Annotated in this window: 15 protein-coding genes, 4 tRNA genes and 1 pseudogene; 12 read left to right on the top strand and 8 right to left on the bottom strand. The window is 38.1% G+C overall.

Annotated elements, in window-relative coordinates; all coding sequences use genetic code 11:
* Positions 1–50: 50 nt before the first annotated feature.
* On the top strand, positions 51–617 hold the full coding sequence (locus tag KX581_RS06115; RefSeq protein WP_231175857.1) for a hypothetical protein: 567 nt from the start codon (positions 51–53) through the stop codon (positions 615–617).
* Between the two features lies 1 nt (position 618).
* Here KX581_RS06115 and KX581_RS06110 read toward each other — a convergent pair whose 3' ends face one another.
* The gene (locus KX581_RS06110; protein ID WP_231175856.1) at positions 619–1,275 is read right to left on the bottom strand and encodes a CinA family protein; all 657 of its coding nucleotides are present in this window, start codon (positions 1,273–1,275) and stop codon (positions 619–621) included.
* A 9-nt stretch (positions 1,276–1,284) separates the two neighbouring features.
* Positions 1,285–1,899, bottom strand: coding sequence for a recombination protein RecO (recO, locus tag KX581_RS06105; RefSeq protein ID WP_231175855.1), 615 nt, complete (start codon positions 1,897–1,899; stop codon positions 1,285–1,287).
* A gap of 80 nt (positions 1,900–1,979) precedes the next feature.
* Here recO and accD point away from each other — a divergent pair, with 80 nt between their 5' ends.
* The 3 genes from accD to KX581_RS06090 are packed head-to-tail and all read left to right on the top strand — an operon-like array spanning position 1,980 to position 4,338.
* On the top strand, positions 1,980–2,849 hold the full coding sequence (accD, locus tag KX581_RS06100) for an acetyl-CoA carboxylase, carboxyltransferase subunit beta (protein ID WP_000505062.1): 870 nt from the start codon (positions 1,980–1,982) through the stop codon (positions 2,847–2,849).
* Positions 2,850–2,862: 13 nt separating this feature from the next.
* Positions 2,863–3,315 carry a 23S rRNA (pseudouridine(1915)-N(3))-methyltransferase RlmH gene (rlmH, locus tag KX581_RS06095; RefSeq protein WP_220955704.1) on the top strand — a complete coding sequence of 151 codons (453 nt, stop codon included), beginning with the start codon at positions 2,863–2,865 and terminating at the stop codon, positions 3,313–3,315.
* A gap of 9 nt (positions 3,316–3,324) precedes the next feature.
* Positions 3,325–4,338 carry a LapA family protein gene (locus KX581_RS06090; protein WP_120856156.1) on the top strand — a complete coding sequence of 338 codons (1,014 nt, stop codon included), beginning with the start codon at positions 3,325–3,327 and terminating at the stop codon, positions 4,336–4,338.
* Positions 4,339–4,741: 403 nt separating this feature from the next.
* On the opposite strand, the gene KX581_RS06085 is transcribed toward KX581_RS06090, so the two are convergent.
* The 6 genes from KX581_RS06085 to KX581_RS06060 all read right to left on the bottom strand — a co-directional run bounded on the left by KX581_RS06085 (position 4,742) and on the right by KX581_RS06060 (position 7,518).
* Positions 4,742–5,104: a hypothetical protein gene (locus KX581_RS06085; protein WP_231175854.1), complete on the bottom strand. Its 363-nt coding sequence runs from the start codon at positions 5,102–5,104 to the stop codon at positions 4,742–4,744.
* A gap of 311 nt (positions 5,105–5,415) precedes the next feature.
* Positions 5,416–6,906: a Na+/H+ antiporter NhaC family protein gene (locus KX581_RS06080; RefSeq protein WP_231175853.1), complete on the bottom strand. Its 1,491-nt coding sequence runs from the start codon at positions 6,904–6,906 to the stop codon at positions 5,416–5,418.
* A gap of 125 nt (positions 6,907–7,031) precedes the next feature.
* Positions 7,032–7,119: transfer RNA gene (locus KX581_RS06075), tRNA-Ser, on the bottom strand.
* 47 nt (positions 7,120–7,166) lie between these two features.
* Positions 7,167–7,241, bottom strand: a tRNA-Cys gene (locus KX581_RS06070).
* Between the two features lie 74 nt (positions 7,242–7,315).
* Positions 7,316–7,402, bottom strand: a tRNA-Leu gene (locus KX581_RS06065).
* A 41-nt stretch (positions 7,403–7,443) separates the two neighbouring features.
* Positions 7,444–7,518 (bottom strand) — tRNA-Gly (locus tag KX581_RS06060).
* A 389-nt stretch (positions 7,519–7,907) separates the two neighbouring features.
* On the opposite strand from KX581_RS06060, the gene KX581_RS06055 reads away from it, so the two are divergent.
* The 8 genes and pseudogenes from KX581_RS06055 to KX581_RS06020 all read left to right on the top strand — a co-directional run bounded on the left by KX581_RS06055 (position 7,908) and on the right by KX581_RS06020 (position 17,019).
* Entirely contained in the window at positions 7,908–8,285 is a 378-nt protein-coding gene (locus KX581_RS06055; RefSeq protein ID WP_000665814.1) for a RidA family protein, read from the top strand.
* A gap of 22 nt (positions 8,286–8,307) precedes the next feature.
* Entirely contained in the window at positions 8,308–9,540 is a 1,233-nt protein-coding gene (locus KX581_RS06050; RefSeq protein WP_120873188.1) for an NAD(P)/FAD-dependent oxidoreductase, read from the top strand.
* 40 nt (positions 9,541–9,580) lie between these two features.
* Entirely contained in the window at positions 9,581–10,933 is a 1,353-nt protein-coding gene (locus KX581_RS06045; protein ID WP_231175852.1) for an alanine/glycine:cation symporter family protein, read from the top strand.
* Between the two features lie 6 nt (positions 10,934–10,939).
* On the top strand, positions 10,940–12,073 hold the full coding sequence (gene alr, locus KX581_RS06040; protein ID WP_231175851.1) for an alanine racemase: 1,134 nt from the start codon (positions 10,940–10,942) through the stop codon (positions 12,071–12,073).
* A gap of 70 nt (positions 12,074–12,143) precedes the next feature.
* The gene (locus tag KX581_RS06035; RefSeq protein ID WP_231175850.1) at positions 12,144–12,920 is read left to right on the top strand and encodes an amino acid ABC transporter substrate-binding protein; all 777 of its coding nucleotides are present in this window, start codon (positions 12,144–12,146) and stop codon (positions 12,918–12,920) included.
* Entirely contained in the window at positions 12,904–13,617 is a 714-nt protein-coding gene (locus KX581_RS06030; protein WP_231175877.1) for an amino acid ABC transporter permease, read from the top strand. The genes KX581_RS06035 and KX581_RS06030 overlap by 17 nt, the downstream gene beginning before the upstream one ends.
* A gap of 69 nt (positions 13,618–13,686) precedes the next feature.
* Positions 13,687–15,388: pseudogene (locus KX581_RS06025) on the top strand (DUF262 domain-containing protein).
* A 251-nt stretch (positions 15,389–15,639) separates the two neighbouring features.
* Positions 15,640–17,019: an MFS transporter gene (locus KX581_RS06020; protein WP_231175876.1), complete on the top strand. Its 1,380-nt coding sequence runs from the start codon at positions 15,640–15,642 to the stop codon at positions 17,017–17,019.
* Positions 17,020–17,284: the final 265 nt, after the last annotated feature.

Here is a 17,284-nt window from a genome sequence, read left to right as displayed (position 1 = left end):
AAACTTTTTAACTATAATCAAACCTAAATTAAAGTTTAAGGAGTGGCATTTTGTTTAAAAGAATGGTTTTAATCGCTCTTTTAGGGGTGTTTTCAAGCGTTTCATTAAGCGCTAAGAGTCTTTTAAGAGATGATGGGATTTTAGTTTCTGATTTAAAGAGCATGAAATCAGAATTGTCTGATGCTCCTGCTTGGGTTTTTGAAGACGCTAAAGTCCCCTACGAAGAAATGGGCGTGGCGTATATCCCTGTTAGTAACAAATATTTAGGGATTGAGCAAGCGACTTTAAACGCTAAATTGAGCCTGATCGTGGTTTTTCATGAAATCATGTTGAAGTATAAAAAACGCTTCATGGAGCAATTCCATGAGTCCGAGCAAACGACTACGAATATCAGCTACGCTATCTATAATTACCTAGCGACTAAGATCCAGGTATCCGACACCTATACGAATTTAAAATCTGAGGTGGCTGTGGTGAAAATCAAGCTAGTGGGTTGCCAGATTGAGCAAATCAAAAGGCATTTAAAAGCGAGTGTTGAAAACCTTAACGATAATGAAATCGCTTACATCGCTAAGGTCGCTCAAAAAGAATTTGGTAGCGTTTGCGCGTTAAGGTAGTTTATAGCATTCTAGCGAGCATGTTTAGGGCATGCTCTACGCTTTTATTTTGAATGCTTTCTCTGTTCCCTTCAAAAAAACAGCGATCAATTAAAGCTTGAGTTCCTAACTTTTGTGCACCAATATAAATCGTGCCTACAGGATTAGCCTTGCTCCCCCCATTAGGGCCAGCCACCCCACTCATCGCAAGCGCTAAATCCACTTTAAAATTTAAAAACACGCCTAATAGCATTTCTTTCACGCATTCTTCGCTATAAACCCCAAAGACTTTTAAAGTCGTGGCATTGACTTTCAACAATTCACGCTTAACCTCTTCATTGTAACACACAATACCCCCCATAAAAACCGCTGAAGCCCCGCTAATGGAAGTGAATGCATGCGATAATAACCCCCCAGAGCAGCTTTCAGCCACCGCAATTTTTAAACCTAAAGATTTCAAGCGCTCTATTAAAGCGTTTGCGCTTTTTTGGTGATCGTCTAATTCCACAATATTGGAGTTAAAAAGCGTTTTAAGATAGATTCTTGCTTGTTTGATATTCTCGCCTTTTAATTCAATGCAATCTTCTTTGACTTGAGCGAGAATGTTTAATCGTTTCAATTCTTTTTCAATCAAAATAAAACCGCTCTCATTATCCATATTCAAAAATTTAAATTTCATTTTAACCTTTCAAAACCCTAAATTCAGCGTGCGCCATAATTCTTCCACTTCTTCTAATTCTAAATCAATCGTGCTTTGAGTGCGAAAAAAAGCTTGGATTTTTTCTAAATTCAGGCTTTTAGTTTTCAAACAAGAGGGGTGTGCTAGAATAAACCCTTGCGCTAAAGCGACAGAACGCTCTAATTTTGCATCGCATAAAAAACAAGAATTGTAACTTTGCAAGCGCCCTTCAAAATTCAAAAGCGTTGCATACATTTCTAAAATCACTCTTAAGGGGTGCTGTTTGGCGAGTTTGTTAGCCCCATCATCTAAAGTGTCAAAATAGATACTATCCAAAGAATGCACGCCTTCTAAATGCTTGAACAAGAGAGCGCAAAAGCGTTGCCAAAAAAACAAGCGCTCCATTTCTCTTTCCCAAATATAGCCTAAATGCAAAATATTCCTTAACTTGGGTAAAAATTTATCATCGTTTTCTTCTTCAAAATCAATTTTACGCCCCACATTCAGCACGCTATGGCGTTTGCCATAGAAACGATAGAGGGTTTTGAGTTGGTTTTTGGTTAAAACGCGCACGATCAAATCTTCATCTCTTATGCTTTGTGTTTGTAAAAGAAACCCTTGCATCACTACTCTTAAGATAATTTGGTTTATTATAAGCAAAACTTGGATACAATCCTAATAAAACTGCAAAATTAAGGAAAAACATGGGATTTGCAGATTTCTTTAAAAATTTTAAGATCAATAAATTGCGGACAGCACCAAGTAAGGAAGAACAGCCAAGCCATTGGGTGAAATGCCCTAAATGTTATGCGTTAATGTATCATAAAGAAGTGTTTAGTAAATACAGCGTGTGTTTGAAATGCCATTACCATTTCCGCATGAACGCAACTGAAAGGATTGAATTTCTATGCGATGTGGGGAGTTTTGAAGAGTTTGACAAACACTTACGGCCTAATGATCCTTTAAATTTCGTGGATAAAGAGAGCTATAAACAACGCATTAAAAAATACGAAAAAAGGACTAACCGCCCAAGCTCCGTGATCAGCGGTGAGGCTAAAATCAACCGCATGCCTTTGCAGATCGTGGTGTTTGATTTTAGCTTTATGGGAGGGAGTTTAGGCTCTGTGGAGGGCGAAAAGATCGTAAGAGCGATCAATCGCGCGGTCGCTAAAAGAGAAGCGTTATTGATTGTTTCAGCGAGTGGGGGGGCTAGGATGCAAGAATCCACTTATTCGCTCATGCAAATGGCTAAAACGAGTGCGGCTTTGAACCGATTGAGTGAGGCCAAACTCCCTTTCATTTCGCTCTTAAGCGATCCCACTTATGGGGGCGTTAGCGCGTCTTTTGCTTTTTTAGGGGATCTCATTATCGCAGAGCCTGGGGCGATGATAGGTTTTGCAGGGCCTAGAGTGATCAAGCAAACTATAGGGGCGGATTTGCCTGAGGGCTTTCAAACAGCGGAATTTTTATTAGAGCATGGCTTGATTGATATGATTGTGCACAGGAAGGATTTGAAAAAAACTTTGAGCGATTTGATCGCTATGATGATGCATAAGACTTCAAAGATTTTTTAAAGTTTTAACATTGATGCGTTGCGTGGTGTATTCTATCGCTAAAAGTTCGCCTTTAGAGTTAGTGAAAATCTATCAAAAGCAATGCAAGCAATTTGATTGCGAGCTGGAATTAGTGGATTTATTCCCTAAAAATACCGCCAACGCTCAAAAAGTTTCTAAAGAACTCGCTCAAAAAAGCTACTCTCTAGCCTTTGAGCCGTATTTAAACCATAAGGCAAAAAATATTGCCTTACACCCTAAATCTCAAAGGGGCGATAGCTTTGCGTTTAGTAAAATGTTAGAAAATCATCTTAATATTAATTTTTTTATCGCTGGAGCGTATGGGTTTGAAGAAAATTTTTTAAAGGATTGTCAAGCTTGGAGTTTGAGCGAGATGACTTTTAGCCATGAAGTGGCTAAAATTGTCTTGTGCGAGCAAATCTATAGGGCTTTAAGCATTATTTTTAAGCATCCATACCATAAATAGGAGGTGCACATGCGTTTTTACATTATCTTTACATTTTTGTTCATTGTGGGTTTTGGCGTGTTTGTTTATAGTATTGATCCGCAAGCGTATGCCTTCAATTTAGGGAGCTACAGCTTTAATTTTCCCATTGCCGTATGGCTTATGGGCGTTTTGGGCATGTTCGCTTTTTTTTCATGGGTTTTTTTATTCAAACACAATCTCAGCCATAAAATCCGCTTATACCACGAAAAAAGGGATTTTGACAAATTGCTCAAACAAATCCTGTCCCAAGACACCCAAAAGACTTTTTTAAAAACGAAATTTAAAAGCGATCTCGCTAAAAACCTCTCTCAAATCTTAGCCCGCTATGATTTAAAGGCTGATTTAAACACGCCAAGTAGCGGGTGCGAAAAAGTGGATAACCTTTTTAAGCATTACCACAATATAGAAAATAACACCCTTGAGCCTAAAGATCACGCTAAGCATTCGTTAGCTTATGAGCATGCTTATTTTTCTAAACGCTTGAAGGCTTTCATTCATAACGATTTGAAAAACGCCTTTGAAGTTTTAACAAACGCGCAAATCCCTTTGGAATTACGCCGCTACGCTTTTATAGAAATCGCCCAAAAAGGCAACAAAAAAGAGATTTTAAAGGCTTTGAATGCGATGCAAGAGAACTTGGACAAAGAGTGCGTGAAGTCTTTTTTAAAAGCCTTTTTTGAAAAATCTTTAAACACAGACACTTTAAAAATTTCAGAGCTTTGCAAAAAGGTGGGTTATGACAAGAATGATTATTTAAAGCTCGCCCAAAAAGCGCAAAAATTTCTTGTCCCCGATCAATGGTTCCAGTTTTTTGAGATTTTAAGCCAAGAAGACGATAAGGCGCAAAAAGCCTTTTTATTCGTGTTGTTAGAATTAGAAATGAACGATCTCGCTAAGGAGCATTTAGCGGTTTTATCCTTTGAAGAATACATGCTTTTAAACGCTTACATGGATTTGAAACAAGAGCATAAAAAAGCCTATAAGTTAGAAGCGTTTTTGTAGGGGGTTTGTTTGGCTTCATGTTTTTAGGGCAGATAAAAATAGATGATTACAAAAAATTCAAGAAATGGGCTAATGGAGTCGTTTTTAGCGCCAAATGATAAGAGGAAAGACGCTAATGCTTTAAACCTTGATGAAATTAATCCTAAAAGAAACAATTAAAGCCAAAAATATGTTTTAACCCGCCATAAAAAGTTTTAGTAACCCGTATTTGATGAAAACAGAGCTTTTTTTATTTTTTAAATTTTTTATGAATTTTATCCGTATTTTAAAAATACTTTACTCAATCAATACAACAAAAGAGTTTTAAGAAGATTTAAAAAAGGGCTAAAAAATAAATTTGTGCTTTTGAAAGATGATATTTTAAAAGATGATAAGGGTATTAAAGAATACCCCAAATAACGCTTTAAAAACGCACCACCATAGTAACCATGTATGAGCCTGATTTGAAGTTGCTAGGAGCACCTTCAGGCAATTTGATATGGAAATACTTTTGACAACCATTGATCGCTTTTTCATAATTCCTAGTGAAAGAATGATGATGGCGGTTTTCCAAAGGCCCTTTCATGTGCTTGCTCATTAACGCAGAATGCTTCAATTTGACAAACAGAAGCAAGTTTTCACCGAACAATGATTTCATCGTGAAAACGAACGCTCGTTTGTAAAATGTCCGTTTGTCAATATCAATCCCAATAATCCCACTCCTATCCGAATAGACTAAAGGTTTTGAATACAATCTCAGATCATCGCCACTCAAAACGCTCAACAAAATCCCTAAACTTATTAGTGTCCTAACCCCATTTTCTTTCCTTAAGATATAACATTATCCGTATGTTTAACAGATAAGGAAATTTAACTTAAAACACCTTAATAGTTGATTAAAAAATTAAAAAAAATGTATTTTTTTAAAAAGCGTTACTCTTTAGGGATTTGTGAAAATTTTTATAATTGGTGGTTATTTTTGAATAATTTTTTTAATTGATTGGTAATGAAATAAGACTCTTTTTTAGTCAAATACGGATCGTTCAAACCTTATTTTAATTTTAAAAAATGGGATTTTTAAGCTTTACTTAAGAATATTTAAGTTTTTAGATTTTCACCATAAAACCTTTTTAAAAGATAAAACACCCCCACAAGCAAAGCCACACCGATTACAAACGCGAGCGAGCGCGAATGCATAAAACTTGCCACCCCTAAACTCACCGCGCTGCAAAGCATCGCAATAGTCGCATAAGGGAATTGTGTGATGAAATGGCTTTGCACCGAACACCCTGCCCCCGTAGCCGATAGGATAGTCGTGTCAGAAATGGGGCTTGTGTGATCGCCATAAACCGCGCCTGAAAGGATCGCTGAAACAATCAAAATAATATCGCTTTCACTAGCCATGCCCGCTCCAATGGGAAGCATGATCGCAAACGCTCCCCAGCTTGTGCCGGTAGAAAAAGCGATAAACCCAGAGATTAAAAAAAAGATTAAAGGCATATATGCGCCTCCCCCGCTATTTAAAAACTCCTTGCTGATGTGGGCCAAGTAAAGCCCTGTTTGAGCGTCATCTCTAATCACAGGCCCGATAGCCCAAGCGAGCGTTAAGACTAGTATCGCCGGCCCCACACTTTTAAAGCCATCAAGCATGAGTTTAAAAAAGCTCCCTTTTTCTAAAAACTTATAAGCTAAAAGATAAGTAACAATGAGCGAAAACAGCCCTCCATAAAAGAGCGAAAAACTCGCATCAGTGTTTTTTAAGACCACTCCTGTATAAAAAATCAATGATGAAATGGACACAATCAATAATAAAATAGAAAGGGGCAACAAACTCAAGGGGGCTAGTTTTGAAGAGCTTTCTTCTTGTTCGCTATAAAAATCCTTCACGCCTATGTTTTGATACTTTCTCATGCTAGGGAGGTTGATTTGCCATAAAATAGTAAGAAAGACTGCGATGAGCGCAAAAATCGCATAATAATTACTGCTTAAGCTTTGAACAAGCACCGAAAAACTATCTTTCAATAAGGGCGAGCTGTCATTATTCATGATCCCCATAATATATGCCCCCCAGCTAGAAATAGGGACTAATAAGCACACCGGTGCTGAAGTGGAGTCTATAATATAAGCCAAGCGCTCTCGTGTGGAGTTATGAGCGTCGTTTAAAGACTTTGAGATTTGCCCCACGGTCAGGGCGTTAAAATAATCATCTACAAAAATAATGATGCCTGAAAAAAAGGCGATAAATTCAGGGGTTTTAGCGTTTTTTGAGTATTTTTTAGCTTTTTTGACAAAGTTTTGCACGCTACCGGATTTTAAAATCACTTGGCTTAAAATGCCTAAAAAGATCAAAAACCCAAAAACATAGAGATTAGAAAGATTGAAATGAAGCCCCTTTTCTGGCTCATAAGCGTAAAAAACGGAAGTGATTTTATGATAAATATATTCTACAAGTTGAGAAAGGTGTAAAGAATGCATTAAAACAGCGCTCACTAAAATGCCTACAAACAACGAGAGCGCGACTCTTTTAGTGAAAACCACCATTAAAATAACGCTGAAAGGAACAATAAGGCTTAACGCTGACAATCCCACCGAATAAAATCCTTTAAACTAATCTTTAAATTTCAATTAAAAGAGACAATCAATATTCACAAAATTCTTTGTTAAAAGAAGAGATGAATTTGCCAAAACAAATCGCTTAAAAGATTTTAATCAAGTGGCCGGGAGAGAGGGATTCGAACCCCCGGAGGTATGACCCTCAACGGTTTTCAAGACCGCCGCTTTCAACCACTCAGCCATCTCCCGCTATTTTCATAAAAGTCCCTTACAAAAGTCCCTAAATGACTACAATATGGAGGCGACACCCGGATTCGAACCGGGGGATCAAGGTTTTGCAGACCCATGCCTTACCACTTGGCTATGTCGCCTTAAATTTAACACTAGTGCGTCTATTGAGATAACAAAATCAAACCATATATTAATTTGGTTTAATTTGCAATGATGGTGCCCAAAGCCGGACTTGAACCGGCACGGTATTGCTACCGAGGGATTTTAAGTCCCTTGTGTCTACCAATTCCACCACCTGGGCAAACTAAATAGAAACCATGCTCTAGAAGTTAAATCAAAATATGGAGCGGGAAACGGGGATCGAACCCGCGGCCCCGACCTTGGCAAGGTCGTGCTCTACCACTGAGCTATTCCCGCACTCTTTATTCAAAAAGACGATTGTTATTGTATCTAAACTCAATAATAAAAGTCAAGGTTTTGTTCAAATTTCCAACTCTCTTTTAAAAACAGATTGTGGCTTTGCCCTCTTTTAGTGGCAATGAGTGTCTGTAAAAATGCTCAAAGGCATTTTGTAAAATAAGCCATAATAAAAGGGCTTGCAAGCGAGTGATAGCTTTAATATTTAATGATAACAAGCCTAAAATTCAAATCAAACCCGTTTAAGAATTTCTAAATATGGGTAAAAAATATACAATACCTTATAATAAGATGAAAATTCATGGCGTTTTGCGCTCATTTTTTATTTCTTTATTAATTTGATTGCATAATAATAGCTGACATAACACATCATCATAGGAGTTTCAATCATGAAAGAAGTCATCCATTCAACGCTAGCCCCAAAAGCGATAGGCCCTTACTCTCAAGCTATCGCTACTAACGATCTTGTTTTTGTCTCTGGGCAATTGGGTATTGATGTAAGCACCGGCGAGTTTAAAGGTGCGGACATTCATTCTCAAACCACGCAATCCATGGAAAATATCAAAGCGATTTTAAAAGAAGCAGGGTTAGGGATGGATAGCGTGGTTAAAACGACTATTTTATTGAAAAGTTTAGACGATTTTGCGGTGGTGAATGAAATTTATGGGAGTTATTTTAAAGAGCCTTATCCGGCTAGAGCGACCTTTCAAGTGGCTAAACTACCTAAAGACGCTTTAGTAGAAATTGAAGCGATAGCCATTAAGTAATTCTATTTAAGGGACTATCAGCATGAAAAAAGAAGTCGTGGTCATAGGCGGTGGGATTGTAGGGCTTTCTTGCGCGTATTCTATGCATAAGTTAGGGCATAAGGTCTGCGTGATTGAAAAAAGCGATGGTGCAAACGGCACTTCTTTTGGGAATGCTGGGCTCATTTCTGCGTTTAAAAAAGCCCCGCTCTCATGCCCTGGTGTGGTGTTAGACACCTTAAAGCTCATGCTCAAAAACCAAGCCCCTTTAAAATTCCATTTTGGGCTTAATTTAAAGCTCTATCAATGGATTTTAAAATTTGTAAAAAGCGCGAACGCCAAATCCACGCACCGCACCATGGCGTTGTTTGAACGCTACGGGTGGCTGAGTGTTGATATGTATCATCAAATGCTAAAAGACGGCATGGACTTTTGGTATAAAGAAGACGGGCTTTTAATGATCTACACTTTAGAAGAAAGTTTTGAAAAAAAGATTAAAACTTGCGATAACAGCGGCACTTATAAAATCCTTAGCGCTAAAGAGACCAAAGAATACATGCCCGTTGTTAATGATAATATCTGCGGGAGCGTGCTTTTGACCGAAAACGCGCATGTGGATCCGGGCGAAGTGATGCGCTCTTTGCAAGAATATTTACAAAATGTGGGCGTGGAGTTCCTTTATAATGAAGAGGTTGTTGATTTTGAATTTAAAAACAACCTCATTGATGGCGTTATCACGCATAAGGAAAAAATCCAAGCAGAAACAATCATTCTAGCCACTGGGGCTAACCCCACTCTCATTAAAAAAACCAAAAACGATTTTTTAATGATGGGGGCTAAAGGCTATAGCATCACCTTTAAAATGCCTGAAGAATTGAAACCCAAAACCTCTTCTTTATTTGCGGATATTTTCATGGCAATGACCCCACGAAGAGACACCGTTAGAATCACTTCTAAATTAGAATTAAACACTAATAACGCTCTCATTGATAAAGAGCAAATCGCTAACATGAAAAAGAATTTAGCCGCTTTCACGCAGCCTTTTGAAATGAAAGACGCCACAGAGTGGTGCGGTTTCAGGCCCTTAACCCCTAATGATATTCCTTATTTGGGCTATGACAAACGCTATAAAAACTTAATCCATGCGACAGGACTAGGCTGGCTTGGCATCACTTTTGGCCCGGCCATTGGTAAAATCATCGCCAATTTAAGCCAAGACGGAGCGAATGAAAAAAATGCCGATATTATGCTTTTTTCTGCATTTTTTAGGGATTAAGGAATTTCTTTTTTAAACCCTAGTTTGTTAAGGAGCTTTTATGGAAACGATTGATTCGGTGGTGCGTTTATTATCTAATTTTGTGTGGGGGATTCCCATGCAAATTTTATTAGTAGGCACCGGCTTGTTTTTAACCTTTTATCTTAGGGGTTTGCAATTCAGTAAGATCTTTTATGCGATCAAAATCCTTTTTGACAAAGAGTCCCAATCTAAGGGCGACATTTCACAATTTTCCGCTCTCATGCTCTCTTTAGGGGCGACTGTAGGCATTGGGAGTATCGTAGGCGTAGCGACTGCTATCAGCATTGCAGGGCCAGGAGCGGTGTTTTGGATGTGGGTTACCGGGCTTGTTGGCATGGCGACTAAGTATTCTGAGGGGATTTTAGCGGTGAAATATAGGGAAAAAGGGGCGTTTGGATACAACGGAGGGCCTATGTATTATATTAAAAACGGCCTTAACATGCCCAAACTCGCCATGGCGTTTGCGATTTTTACGATTATTGCGAGCATTGGCACCGGTAACATGACGCAATCTAATGCGGTTTCTTCCATTTTGAGTGAACAAGCGAACCTGCCCACTTGGGTTTCAGGTTTATTGCTCACGATTTTAACCGCTTTCATTGTCATAGGGGGGATCAAATCCATTGGTAAATTCACTTCTTATTTAGCTCCTGTTATGGTGCTTTTGTATTTGATCGCTATCATTTATATTATTGTTAGCCATTTTGATTTAGCCCTTCAAGCGATCAAACTCATTTTTGAAGAAGCCTTTAACCCTAAACCCGTTGTGGGCGGAGCGGCAGGTGCATTAATGGCGACGATGATAAAAACCGGTGTGGCTAGGGGGTTGTATTCTAATGAAGCGGGGTTAGGGAGTTCGGCTATTATTGCCGCAAGCGCTCAAACACGCCACCCGGTGCGCCAAGCCTTAGTGTCCATGCTCCAAACTTTTATTGTAACCTTAATAGTGTGTTCGGCGACAGCGAGCGTGATTTTAATGGCGCCAGAATACAACACCTTGCTCCCTAATGGGGAAAAATTAAGCGCTAATTTGCTCACTCTAAAAAGCACGGAGTATTTTCTAGGCTCATTAGGGACGGTGGTGATTTTTACAACCATGATCTTTTTTGCCTACTCTACGATTATTGGTTGGGCTTATTATGGGGAAAAATGCACTGAATACGCCTTTGGTGAAAAAAAAGTGAAATATTACCGCTTGATCTTTTTAGCGAGTGTGATGGTGGGGGCTATGGCTAAAATTGATTTTGTGTGGAATTTAGCGGATCTTTCTAACGGGCTTATGGCTATCCCTAATTTGATCGCTTTGATTTTGTTGCATAAGGTGGTTTCTTCAGAAACTCGTTGGTATTTTAGCAAGCATTCTAACAAGTAAAATGACATGTTAAAAAGGGCGAGTTTTGTAGAAGTGGATACCGCTTCTTTAAGACATAATTTTCATGCAGTCAAAAGCATTGTCCCTAAAGACGCCCATATCATGGCGGTTGTCAAGGCGAACGCTTATGGGGCAGGGGCGATTAAAGCGAGCGAAATTTTTTTACAAGAAGGGGCTAATTATTTAGGGGTAGCGGCCTTAGATGAAGCTTTAGAGTTGCGTTCTCATTTTTCTAAAACCCCCATTTTGATCTTAGGTTATAGCCCTAACGCTAACGCTTCCATGCTGATTGATAACGATTTGAGCGCTATGGTTTTTAGCCTTGAACAAGCGGAAATTTTTTCTCAAATGGCTTTAAAAGCCAAAAAACGCTTAAAAATTCATCTTAAAATTGATACCGGCATGCACCGCTTGGGTTTAGAGCCTAATTTTAAAAGCATAGAAACCATTAAAAAAATCCGCGCTTTAAAAGGCTTGGAAATAGAGGGGATATTCACGCATTTAAGCAACGCTGATGCTAAGATTAAAACCCATGCTAAAAACCAAATGAAAGCCTTTAACGCTTTTTTAGAACAGCTTTTAAATCAAAAAATAGAATTTCAATACCGCCATGCCTACAATTCTGCCGGCATCCTTTCTTTGTGTAACGGGAATGAAAACCGCTTCTTAAACCTTTATCGCCCAGGGATCATGCTCTATGGTTTTTACCCTTCTAATGAAATGAAAGAATCATGCCCAACCATCTTAAAAAATGTTATCAGTTTGAAAGCGCAAATCGTTCAAATCAGAAGCGTTAAAAAAGGCGAATTTATTGGCTATGGCGAGCATTTTTATACCAATGAAGAGACTTTAGTGGGTGTTTTAGCTCTAGGGTATGCGGACGGGTTAGCGCGCGCTTTAGGCAATCGCATTCAAGTAGTAATCAATAACCAACTAGCCCCTCTTATTGGCAAGGTGTGCATGGATCAGTGCTTTGTCAAACTCAATAATATTGAAGCCAAAGAGGGCGATGAGGTCATCTTATTTGGGGATAAAAGCGCTAAGGCTAATGACGCAAGCGAAATCGCTGCACTTTTAAACACCATTCCTTATGAAACTATCAGCACCCTATCCAAACGCTTGGAGCGCGTCTATATTTAAAATCAAACCATGCAAAATTTTTATTTTGTGCTAGAATGCGCGAAAAATAATGATTAGGATTGATTAAAAAATGAAAAAAGTTTTATTTCTCTTTTTATTGGTAATAAGTTTTTTTGGGGGTTTTTTGAACGCTTCTAGCCTGTATGAAAAACTGATTAATAAAGAAACGATCAGCGTTGGCACAGAAGGCATTTACCCCCCTTTCACTTACCATAATAAAGAGGGCAAGCTCACCGGCTATGATGTGGAAGTGGCTAGGGAGTTGGCCAAAGAGCTTGGCGTGAAGATCAAATTCCACGAAACTTCATGGGATATTATGCTGACAGGCTTGAAATCGGGGCGTTTTGATATGGTCGCTAACCAAGTGAGTTTGACGACTAAAAAACGCCAAGCGGCTTTTGACAAAAGCTTGCCTTATAGCTATTCAGGCACGATCATGCTCGTTAGGAAAGATGAAAACCGCATTAAAGGCATTGAAGATATTAAGGACTTAAAGGCGGCTAACACTTTAAGCTCCACTTATGGGGAAATCGCTTTTAAATACGACGCTCAAATCGTTTCGGTGGATTCTATGGCGCAAGCCTTGTTGCTAGTGGCGCAAAAACGAGCCGATTTGACCTTAAATAGTTCTTTAGCAATCTTAAACTACCTAAACACCCATAAAAACAACCCCTTTAAAATCGCATGGGAGTCCAAAGAAAAAGATGGGGGCACTTCCTTTGTCATCAACAAGCACCAAGAAAAAGCCTTAGAGCTTATCAACCAGGCGATGCAAAGATTGATCAATAAAGGGGTTTTAAAACGCTTAGGCGAACAATTTTTTGGAAAAGATGTCAGCCAGCCCTAATCTGTCTTTGTTTTTTGAATCTTTAGATTTGAGCAAGGAGCGTTTGGAATTATTGTTAGAGGCTTTCTACCCCATGCTAAAAGCCGCTTTTTGCATTTCTTTGCCTTTAGCGATCATTTCTTTCATTTTGGGCTTGTTCATTGCGGTTTTTGTGGCCCTCATTAAAATCGCACCCTCTAAACATTTCGTTCATAAGGCTTTATTAGCGGGCGTGAATTTCTATGTTTCGCTCATTAGAGGCACGCCTTTATTGGTCCAAATTGTGGTGGTGTTTTATGGTTTGCCCGCCCTTGGGGTCTATATTGATCCGATCCCAGCAGGCATTATTGCGTTTTCTTTTAATGTAGGGGCATACGCTTCAGAGACTTTGAGGGCGAGCTTTCTTTCTGTCCCTAAAGATCAATGGGATTCAAGCTTGAGTTTGGGTTTGAACTACTTGCAAACCTTTTGGCATGTCATCTTTTTTCAAGCGCTCAAAGTCGCTACGCCAAGCCTGAGTAACACCTTCATCAGCCTTTTTAAAGAAACTTCTTTGGCGTCTGTGGTAACTATCGCAGAGGTTTTTAGGATCGCGCAACAAAAAGCGAACGCCAGCTATGACTTTTTGCCTATTTACTTGGAAGCCGCTTTGATTTATTGGCTTTTTTGCTTGGTTTTAGAAGCGGTCCAAAAGCGCGTGGAAAAAATCTTAAATTAAAGTTGGCTTATTCTAATCTCTTTAATATTTGATTATAATACAGCCTAGAATAAAAACAAGGAAATTCCCATGGGTGTGTTTTTGGATAAGAGCATTAAAGATGTGGTAGATGGATTGAATGTTCGTTATTTTTTGCCTGACATTCAGCGCGAATATGTGTGGCTCAAAAAAGCTGATAAAAAGAAAGATAGAGCAACTTTTTGACTCCATTCTTAGGGGCTATCCTATCGGCTCTTTTTTATTTTGGAAATTACAAAAAGAGGATATAGCCAAGAGTGATGAACAAGATAGCGATAAACTCAATTTCCAACTTTATCAATTCATTACAAACTACGATGAGCGAAAGCCTCACAATGAAAAAATCCGTATTGAACAAATCAAGTGTGATGATTTGTATATCGTCCTAGATGGCCAACAGCGTTTAACCTCGCTTTATATCGGGCTTAAAGGCACTAGAACGCTTAAGAAAAAGAACGCTAAAATCAACAACCCTAACGCTTATGAAGAGAAGCGTTTGTATTTGAATTTGAAGCGCCAGCCAAACATGGACAACCCCGAAGACAATTACCAGTTTGAATTCCATGCCAAAAAGCCTGAAAACGATAAAAAACATTGGTGGTTTAAGGTGGGGGATATTTTGGAATTAAAGAGTGTTATAAATTATGTGAGAGAACACAATTTAGGTAATGAAAAGTCAAAATTACTAGAAACACTAAACAAAGCTTTTCACGACAAACAACTCATTTCATTTTTTGAAGAAACAGAAAAAAATCTTAATAAAGTTTTAAATATTTTTATCCGTGTCAATAGCGGCGGGGTCAAGTTAAGCTATTCTGATTTATTGATGTCTATTTTGACAGCAAGCTTTTCAAGCGATATTAGAGAAAAAATGAATGAGCTAGTGGGTGCTTTAAAAGACAAAGGTTTTTCAAACATGGGGCAAGACCAGGTGCTAAAAACTTGCTTGCTTCTCATTGGTAAAGACACTACTTTTGAATTAAAAAATTTTAATAAACCAAATATTAAAAAAATTGAAGACAATTGGGAAAAAATTACAGAAAGCATTTATAACGCTGCAAAACTATTAGAAAATTTTGGTTATGCCGGCTATTTAGGTTCAGCTTATATTCTATCCAGTTTAGCCTATTTTTATTTTTTAAATCCAAAAATGGATAAAAACGATGAAGAACAAGCCCTAAAATTTGTCCGTAACGCTCAAATCACGAGTTATTTTAGTAACTCAACAGATACAAAATTAAGCGTTATTGCTCATAGCATGAAAGAAGTGCAAACTTTTGAATCATTCAACCACAATTTAGCCAAACACCAAACATGGCCTTTAAAAATCACTAACGATGCGATAGAAGAAATGATGTGTTCTAGTAGCCATGCTTTAGTCTTTCCTATTTTACAAATCTTATACCCAAACCTGAACTGCAAAACCAACACTTTTCATATAGACCATATTTATCCAAAGTCCAAGTTTAATGGGAAAAATAAAAAATTAAATCAAGATTTCTATGGGTGGAGGGATTATTTATTTAATCTCCAGCTTTTAGAAGGTGCAGAAAACATCGCCAAAAAGGATAAAGACCCTGAGGTGTGGCTCAAAGAAGAAAAAGATGAGCGAGCCATAGAAGAGTATAAAAGAAAAAATTATATTGACCCTAATTTAAAATTAGAGTGGGAAAATATCAAGGAATTTCGTGAAAAAAGAGAAGAAGCTATCATTAAAACATTAAAAGAAGTGTTATTGCCCAAGTCTTCATAGGAGTGTTTTTTTAGCTGATAGAATTGGGTAAAGCGTTTTGACAAAATGGGTAAAACAAAATGTAAAATCGTTTAAGTGATTCTTAATGATAAAAAAGATAAAATAATTCACTTTTTGAACGCTAATAAATTTCATTTACTGCTTGTTATCTAAAAATGCCGTTAAGGTGTAAGTTAGCTATATTAATTTTATCAACATTAGTTTCAAAATGAAAAATTAAAAGGGCGATAGCCTTAGTGAAAGGATAATCAATAAAACATTTAGGCAAAAAAGAGGTAAGAACCTTAGGGTTATCTTCGCTTGGCGGGACTTTAGAATTTTACGATTTTATCATCTTTGTATTTTTTACGAGTATCATTGCCAAGCACTTTTTCCCAAACACGCTTAGCCCTATTTGGTCTGAAATCAACACTTATGGTATCTTTGCCGCAGGCTATCTGGCACGCCCGCTTGGCGGCATAGTGATGGCCCACTTTGGGGATAGATTCGGCCGTAAAAACATGTTCATGCTCTCTATTTTATTGATGGTAATCCCAACTTTTGCGCTCGCTTTGATGCCAACTTTTAATCATTTTGTGAGTTTTGGCGTTGATAGCATGGGACTTACCCCAAAAAACGCTCATTATCTTGGTTATATAGCTCCTGTTTTTTTGATATTTGTTAGGATCTGTCAAGGCGTTGCTGTGGGTGGTGAATTGCCTGGCGCTTGGGTTTTTGTCCATGAACATGCTCCGCAAGGCCAAAAAAACACTTATATCGGTTTTTTAAGCGCTTCTGTAGTTTCTGGGATTTTGCTTGGGAGTTTGGTTTATATTGGGATTTACATGGTTTTTGACAAGCCTGTTGTTGAAGATTGGGCTTGGCGGGTTGCTTTTGGGCTTGGAGGGATTTTTGGTATCATTTCTGTCTATTTGAGACGCTTTTTAGAAGAAACTCCTGTTTTTCAGCAAATGAAGCAGGACAATGCCTTAGTTAAATTCCCACTTAAAGAGGTGTTTAAAAATTCTTTCTTTGGCATATTAATCTCCATGCTTATCACTTGGGTTTTAACCGCTTGTATTTTGATTTTTATCCTTTTTGTTCCAAATTTTACCCTCATGCATCCCAATTTCAATTTCACTCCTTTTGAAAAAACCTATTTTCAAATTTTAGGACTTGTTGGCATTGTAAGTTCTATTATTTTAACCGGGCTTTTGGCCGATAAAATCAAACCACACAAAGTTTGCATGGCTTTTAGCGTGGCCTTTGCCTTTTTTGGCTTTTTATTCTTTAAAGAATTTTATTCTAACGCGCCAAGTTTAGTAAATACCATAGTTTTATACTTTTTAGCTTGCTTTTGTGCGGGTATTATGAATTTTTGCCCTATTTTTATGAGCGATGTGTTTAGCGCTAGAATCCGTTTTAGCGGGATTTCCTTCGCTTATAACATAGCCTATGCTATAACCGCTGGCTTTACCCCTCAACTTTCAAGCTGGTTAAATGCAAAAGCTATAGCAGCACCTGAAAGTTTGCAAAGTTATGGTTTAAGCTTTTATATTGTTGTGGTTGCTTTAATCGCTTTTATCGTATCGCTTTTAATGGCGCCAATTTACAACAAATCTAACACCCACGAAGTGCCGCCCATAACATGAAAGAAGCGCAAACCTTTGAGTGATTCAATCAAGATTTAGCCGATAGCGTTGGTGGGTTTTTAGTGGTGATGAAATTCTTAACCCAACGCATCACAATGAAATTATCGTTTGATTAAGCTCTTTAATATTTTAGCGTTTTAAAACACCCACCCGTAATTAAAAAACACCTTAAAATGGCTAGCCCCTTCATTAAAAACAAAAGAGTTCGTGTAATCGCTACCACTAGAAACGACGCTAGCTTTTCTTTGGATTAAAGGGATGCTAA

It is taken from the genome of Helicobacter pylori, from assembly GCF_021062735.1.
GTDB lineage: Bacteria > Campylobacterota > Campylobacteria > Campylobacterales > Helicobacteraceae > Helicobacter > Helicobacter pylori_DN.
This window is presented reverse-complemented; position numbering and strand designations above follow the sequence as displayed.